This window comes from Streptomyces sp. SID14436 (assembly GCF_010548465.1).
Lineage (GTDB): Bacteria > Actinomycetota > Actinomycetes > Streptomycetales > Streptomycetaceae > Streptomyces.
In genome coordinates, this window is sequence record NZ_JAAGMD010000734.1 from 1 (window position 1) to 6,374 (window position 6,374).

The window sequence follows — 6,374 nt, forward strand, 5'->3', positions numbered from 1 at the left end:
CACGGCCGGGCCGGTGGCTCCCCCCGCCGGGACGGCCGGGCCGGACCCGGTCCCGGCGGGCCGAGGAGCCGCCCGGCCGCCGGTACGGGGCTGCCGGGTTACTTCGCTCCGTCGGCCGTCTTCACCAGGTGGTCCTTGGTGACCGCGCCCACGTAGACGGTGCCGTCCTCGGTGATCAGGGCGTTGACCAGGCGGGTGCTGAACACCGTGCCGGTGCCGAAGTCGCCCTTGACCCGGTCGCCGAGGGAGCCGAGGAAGCCGTCGAGGTCGCTGCCGGTGCCGCCGGCGGGCAGGCCCGGGCCGCCGGTGTCGAAGGTGGCGACGGAGTTCCAGCCCTCGCCGAGGACCTTCATGCCGTCGAGGCCCTCGCCCAGGTCCTCCTCGGACTCCGGGGCCTTCCCGGGCCGGCCGGAGTCCTTGCCCGCGTGCCGCTCCGCCTCCTTCTCCAGTGCGCCCTCCTCGGTCACCTTCGCGCCCTTGGGCGGGGTGAAGTCGAAGGTCGACGCGGCGGGCCGGGCGAAGCTGACCTTGGTGAAGCCGACGTCGACGACGGCCGCGCCGCCGCTCGCCGGGGTGAGCGTGAACTTCAGCGGCATGCCGGTCTCGTGGTCCACGGCGATGCTGATCGCGCCGACCGTGGAGCCGGACTGCCGGGGCTCGACGACCAGCTTGTAGGCGTCGCGGCCGGCCACCTGGGCGGTGCCGTCGACGGTCACGGACGTGGTGTCGTCGACCGACTTCAGGGCCTCCTCGGCGAAGTCCTTCGGGGTGGCCGGCGGCTGGTGCTCGCCGCGCTCCCCGGCGGGCTCGTCGACCGTGCCGTGGAACACCTCGTTGGACTTGCTGTCGTAGCCCCAGACGTTCTTGCCGTTGTGGATGAGGCTGTACTCCTCGGAGCCGTCGAGGAGGGACAGCTTCTGCCGCTCGGGGCCGTCGGCCGCGACGCGCAGGGTGTGGGTGCCGGAGGCCAGCTCCGTCAGCTTGGCGGACGGGTCGGCGGAGGAGCCGTCCCCGCCCTGGCCGAGGGCACCGGAGGTGAGGCTGCTCTCCAGCCCTCCGAGGTCGGGCAGGCCGAGGTCGGTGGTGACCTTCACGGTGCCGGACAGCTGCTCCACGTCCGACTTCGCGATCTTCTCGATGAGCTGTGCGGCGGTGATGTCCGGCAGGTCGGGGTCACCGGAACTGGCGATGGCGGGCACCAGCCCGATGGTCGCGGCCGCCACCCCCATCACCGTGACCGGGACGACGTACCGGGCGGCCCTGCGGCGGCCCCTGCCGGGGTCGCCGGCCGGCTCCGCGGTCGTCCTGTCGTCGGATGCGTACGGTGCCATGTGTGCCTTACCTCCTGGTCGGCGGCGGCCTGCGTCGCGTGCCTGCGCACCTGTTCACCCCGAGCCGCCGTTCTCACCCGAATCGGTGAGGAGTGATGATGTCCTTCGTGTTCCATCTGACCAAACGGCGGCGGCCGAAGCGTCAGACCGCGGACTCAACTCCGTGTACTGCTGGGGTATGACATCGGGGCGCCCGGGGTCCGCCCACCAGTAGGGGTGGCCCGGCCACCCCTGGGGGACGGCCCGGGCCGGGCGCGGCGGCCGGCCCCGGCGCGCGGCGGTCAGCCGGCCCGGTGCACCACGGCGTCACACAGCTCCGTCAGCGCCGTCTTGGACTCGCACTCCGGCAGCGGGGCCAGCGCGGCGCGCGCCTCCTTGGCGTAGCGCACGGTGTCGCGGCGGGCCTGCTCCAGGGCGGGGTGGGCGCGCAGCAGGCGCAGCGCCTCGGCGTGCCGGGCGTCGTCGGTGAGGTCGGAGTCGAGCAGCTCGCACAGGGCGAGGTCGTCGGCCAGGCCGAGCCGCTCGGCCCGCTCGCGCAGCCGCAGCACCGGCAGGGTGGCGATGCCCTCGCGCAGGTCGGTCCCCGGGGTCTTGCCCGACTCGTGGGAGTCGGAGGCGATGTCGAGGACGTCGTCGGCGAGCTGGAAGGCGACGCCGAGCCGCTCGCCGTACTGGGTGAGCACGTCCACGACCGTCTCGTCGGCGCCGGACATCATGGCGCCGAACCGGCAGGACACCGCGACCAGGGAGCCGGTCTTGCCGCCGAGCACGTCCAGGTAGTGCTCCACCGGGTCCCGCCCGTCCTGCGGGCCCGCGGTCTCCAGGATCTGCCCGGTGACCAGCCGCTCGAACGCCACGGCCTGCACGCGGACGGCCTCCGGGCCGAGGTCGGCCAGGATCTGCGAGGCCCGCGCGAAGAGGAAGTCGCCGGTGAGGACGGCGACGGAGTTGCCCCAGCGGGTGTTGGCGCTGGCGACCCCGCGCCGCACCGCGGCGTCGTCCATCACGTCGTCGTGGTACAGCGTGGCCAGGTGGGTCAGCTCCACGACCACGGCCGACGGCACGACGCCCGGCGCGTAGGGGTCGCCGAACTGGGCGGAGAGCATCACCAGCAGCGGCCGGAACCGCTTGCCGCCGGCCCGCACCAGGTGCTGGGCGGCCTCCGTGATGAAGGGGACCTCACTCTTGGTGGCCTCGAGCAGCCCTTCCTCGACAGCCGTCATCCCGGCCTGGACATCGGCTTCCAGAGCCTGGTCCCGCACGCTCAGCCCGAACGGCCCGACGACGGTCACGAGGGGTCTCCTGTCTGCTGGTGTCCACTGGCGTCTACGCGGTTTGTCGATAGGTCGCTGCCATCACTCAAGTCAGCGTATCCGGTCATGTTTCGATCACCGCCAGGGCCCGGGGATACAGGCCGGGCAGGAGGCGATCAGGACCGGCCCGTTTTTGATCGGTTCATAACAGTGGACATTCTCTGACTTTCCGGGGCGGATCGCTCCGCGCTCCGGACCACACCTCGGCATGCTCACCATCCTGCCCGCCCCGACGCCCGATTTGCCGCAATTACCAAGCGGATTCCCCTTAGCGTGAAATGCGCTCCGACCCGGCGTCCCGTGAAGTCGGTCACGCGCCGCCCGACACATCAACGACATCCGTACACCGCCGGTTCCCCGCTGCCCCGCGGCGAGTTGGGCCGTGGCGACCACAAAGGATCAAGCGTCGCAAACCGCCCATGTCAAGATCAAACAGCGTTTACCGTGACCCTCGCACTTGTTCCCGGCGTGTGCTCTCGCATACGTTCCCGGCCGCCGGGCGGACGCCGAATCCTGCCGCCGCCCGCACCACCCAACGACGAACTCACTCACGCACGGCAGGAGCGGGGGACCCAGGTAAGTCGCCGGGCCGGTCACGCGCCGGAACGGCTCGGGGTGAAGCCGTGCCCGCAGGGGCACGGCCGGACACTCTCCCGTCCGAACCCGACAGCTCACCTCGCAGGCGTAGGAGAGGAACACAGACATGCCTGCATCCGGTCAGCTCCGCCGCCTCGGCAGCCGACGTCTCGCCCGCACCCTCGCCGTCGCCGGCACCGGCGTCGCCGTGGCCGCCCTGCCGCTGTTCGGCGCCTCCCACGCCGCCGCGGCCACTCCGGCCGCCGCCCCGGCCGCCGCCACCGCGGCGACGGTGTACCCCGACAACCTCGACGGCTGGATCCGCGAGTCGCTGTCCGTCATGGCCCAGCACGGCATCCCCGGCTCCTACGAGGGCATCCACCGCAACATCATCCGCGAGTCCTCGGGCAACCCGCAGGCCATCAACCTGTGGGACTCCAACGCCGCCAAGGGCACCCCGTCCAAGGGCCTGCTCCAGGTCATCGACCCGACCTTCGCCGCCTACCACGTGCCCGGCACCGTCTACGACCCGTACGACCCGGTCGCCAACATCACGGCCGCCTGCAACTACGCGGCCGACCGCTACGGCTCGATCGACAACGTCTTCGGGGCCTACTGAGCCACCACCCTCCCTGCGGCGGGCAGGGACGCATCACCCGGAGCGGACGGGTGCGGCACGTGTTGGGGCACGTGCGGCACCGGCCCCCTGCCGAACAGTCGCTCGAGGACGACGGCCACGCCGTCGTCCTCGTTCGTCGTGGTGACCTCGTCGGCCACCGCCTTCAGCTCGTCGTGGGCGTTGGCCATCGCCACCCCGTGGGCCGCCCAGTCGAACATGGGGATGTCGTTGGGCATGTCGCCGAACGCGATCGTGCCCGCCGGGCCGACGCCCAGCCGCTCGGCGGCCAGCGCCAGTCCCGTGGCCTTGGTGATCCCGCACGGCTGGAGCTCCACCGTGCCCGGCCCCGACATCGTGACCGTGGCCAGCGAGCCGATCACCGAACGCGCCGCCGCCGCCAACGCGTCGTCGGACAGCACGGGGTGGCGCAGCAGCACCTTGCTGATCGGCCGCTCCCACAGATCGGCCCGCCGCCCCACCCGCACGGCGGGCAGCGTGGGGTGCGGCATCCGGTAGCCCGGCTCGATCAGCGTGAGCCCGTCGACGCCGTCCTGGTCGACCGCCGCGTACACCTCGCCCGTCTCCGCCTCGATCTTGCCGAGCGCGGTCTCCGCGAGCTCCCGGTCCAGGGTGACCGACCACAGCAGCCGCTCCGTCCCGGCGTCGTACACCTGCGCGCCCTGGCCGCAGACCGCGAGCCCCGTGCAGCCGAGGTCCGCGAGCAGCGGGCGCACGCGGGGGGCCGGGCGCCCCGTCACCACCAGATGCCGGGCACCGGCCCGCCCGGCCCGCGCGAGCGCGGCGAGGGTCCGGTCGGACAGGGTGTCGTCGCCGCGCAGCAGCGTCCCGTCCAGATCGGTGGCGATGAGCGAGTATGCGGTGGGTGCGGCCATGATCAGAGAATACGGACAGCGCACCCGTCCCCTTCACCGCCTCCGCCCGCCGCGGCCCTCGCCGCCGTCCTGCGCCGGCCCCGCGGCCGGCCCGCCGAGGCTGCTCCCGGTCACGGCCGGGTCGTCCCCGGTTGACGGTTTGTGCACCATTTGGCAATAAGACGGGACGCGGCCTACCGGGCGCCGTTCCCCGGCGGTACCTTCCAAGGGTCCAGGGGGGACTTGATCGGGGGGTCAGGTGAGCAGTGGACGCACGCGTGTGCTGAGGCCCGAGGAGCTCGGCGAGGGGGAACGGGAACGGTGGCGCGAGCTGCGCGCCACGGCGGACACACCACGCAATCCGTTCATGGAACCGGAGTTCACCACGGTCGTGGGACGGGTCCGGCCGCGCGCCCGGGTCGCCGTGGTGTACGAGGGCGCGGACCCGGTCGGGTTCCTGCCGTACGAGCGCGGACCGTGGGGGCAGGGCCGGGCGATCGGCCTGGGGGTGTCCGACTGCCAGGGAGCGATCCTGCCTCCCGGGTCGGCGGTGGACGCCCGCGAACTGCTGCGCGCCTGCTCGGTGTCCAGCTTCGCCTTCGACAACCTGGAGGCGGACCAGGGGCTGTTCGTGCCGTACGCGGCCGAGGAGCACGCCACCTACGTCATCGACGTGGAGAAGGGGTACGAGACCTACGAGTCCGTGCTGCGCACCCAGTCGCCGAAGTTCCTGAAGACCACGCTGGCCAAGGAGCGCCGGCTCGGCCGCCAGGTCGGCCCGGTCCGGTTCGTCCTCGACGAGCGCGACCCGGCCGCGCTGCGCACACTCATGGAGTGGAAGTCGGCGCAGTACCGCAGGACGGGCCGGCGCGACCGGTTCGCGCAGGAGTGGATCGCCCGGCTGGTGGCCCGGCTCGCGGAGACCCGGGCCGCCCAGTGCACGGGCACCCTGTCGGTGCTGTACGCCGGCGGCCGTCCCGTCGCCGCGCACTTCGGCCTGCGCTCGGCCACCGTGCTGGCCTGCTGGTTCCCGGCCTACGACCCGGAGTTCGCGAAGTACTCGCCGGGGCTGGTGCTGCACCTGCGGATGGCCGAGGCCGCCGCCGCCGAGGGGGTGGGCCTGCTCGACATGGGGCGCGGCCCGGCGGAGTACAAGGACTCGCTGAAGACGGGCGAACTCGCCGTCTACGAGGGGGCGGTGACCCGGCCGGGCACGGGCGCCGCGCTGCACTGGCTGAGCCGTGAGCCCGTACGCCGCGCGTACGGCTTCGTCCGCGCCCGCCCGCGGCTGGCGTCGCTGGCGTCGCGGACGCTGAAGGGCGCCGGACGGCTGCGCCGTCCGTGAGGGAGGGGAGGAGGACGCATGTCCCGCAGAACACGCACCGCCCAGGAGGAGATCCGCCGGTTCCTGGCCATCGGCGCCGTGCAGGTCGCGGAGGTGGACCTGCACGGGGACGAGGCCGGCCTGAGACCCGGCCCCGGCAGCCCGCCGGTCACGCACGGCGAGGTGTTCGCCCTGGTCCGCCGCGACGGCCGGCCGGCGGGCACCCTGCTGGGGCACGTCCCGCCGGGCGCCGACCCGAGGACGGTGCTGGCCCGCCTCGCCCGTGAGGCGGTGCCGGACACCCCGGCGGACGGGCCGACCGGCGGGGAGGCGTCACCG

General features: G+C 73.2%; 5 protein-coding genes, 1 pseudogene and 1 riboswitch. Of the genes and pseudogenes, 3 read left to right on the forward strand and 3 right to left on the reverse strand.

Features of this window, described 5'->3' with window-relative positions:
- Positions 1-98 precede the first annotated feature (98 nt).
- Together G3I53_RS26660 and G3I53_RS26665 are read right to left on the reverse strand one after the other, a co-directional pair.
- Positions 99-1,331, reverse strand: coding sequence for a sigma-E factor regulatory protein RseB domain-containing protein (locus tag G3I53_RS26660; RefSeq protein ID WP_164338002.1), 1,233 nt, complete (start codon positions 1,329-1,331; stop codon positions 99-101).
- Between the two features lie 281 nt (positions 1,332-1,612).
- A complete protein-coding gene (locus tag G3I53_RS26665) occupies positions 1,613-2,623 on the reverse strand; it encodes a polyprenyl synthetase family protein (protein ID WP_164338003.1) in 1,011 nt (336 codons plus the stop codon).
- Between the two features lie 556 nt (positions 2,624-3,179).
- Positions 3,180-3,342, forward strand: a riboswitch (cyclic di-AMP (ydaO/yuaA leader).
- A gap of 5 nt (positions 3,343-3,347) precedes the next feature.
- Between G3I53_RS26665 and G3I53_RS26670 the strand changes: the two genes are divergently transcribed.
- Positions 3,348-3,839, forward strand: a complete 492-nt coding sequence (locus G3I53_RS26670) for a transglycosylase SLT domain-containing protein (protein ID WP_164338004.1) — start codon at positions 3,348-3,350, stop codon at positions 3,837-3,839.
- Here G3I53_RS26670 and G3I53_RS26675 read toward each other — a convergent pair.
- Positions 3,833-4,732, reverse strand: a complete 900-nt coding sequence (locus G3I53_RS26675; RefSeq protein ID WP_164350535.1) for an HAD family hydrolase — start codon at positions 4,730-4,732, stop codon at positions 3,833-3,835. The two genes, G3I53_RS26670 and G3I53_RS26675, sit on opposite strands and share 7 nt — an antisense overlap.
- Positions 4,733-4,991: 259 nt before the next feature.
- Here G3I53_RS26675 and G3I53_RS26680 point away from each other — a divergent pair, with 259 nt between their 5' ends.
- Together G3I53_RS26680 and G3I53_RS26685 are read left to right on the forward strand one after the other, a co-directional pair.
- Complete coding sequence (locus tag G3I53_RS26680) at positions 4,992-6,056, forward strand: GNAT family N-acetyltransferase (protein WP_343240695.1); 1,065 nt, start codon at positions 4,992-4,994, stop codon at positions 6,054-6,056.
- A gap of 18 nt (positions 6,057-6,074) precedes the next feature.
- Positions 6,075-6,374 (forward strand): annotated as a pseudogene (locus G3I53_RS26685) (glycosyltransferase family 2 protein); the annotation flags it as partial.

Excerpts from the sequence above, each read along its gene's own strand:
- G3I53_RS26670 (WP_164338004.1), top strand. The coding sequence starts at position 3,348 with ATGCCTGCATCCGGTCAGCTCCGCCGCCTCGGCAGCCGACGTCTCGCC.
- G3I53_RS26660 (WP_164338002.1), bottom strand. The coding sequence starts at position 1,331 with ATGGCACCGTACGCATCCGACGACAGGACGACCGCGGAGCCGGCCGGC.
- G3I53_RS26675 (WP_164350535.1), bottom strand. The coding sequence starts at position 4,732 with ATGGCCGCACCCACCGCATACTCGCTCATCGCCACCGATCTGGACGGG.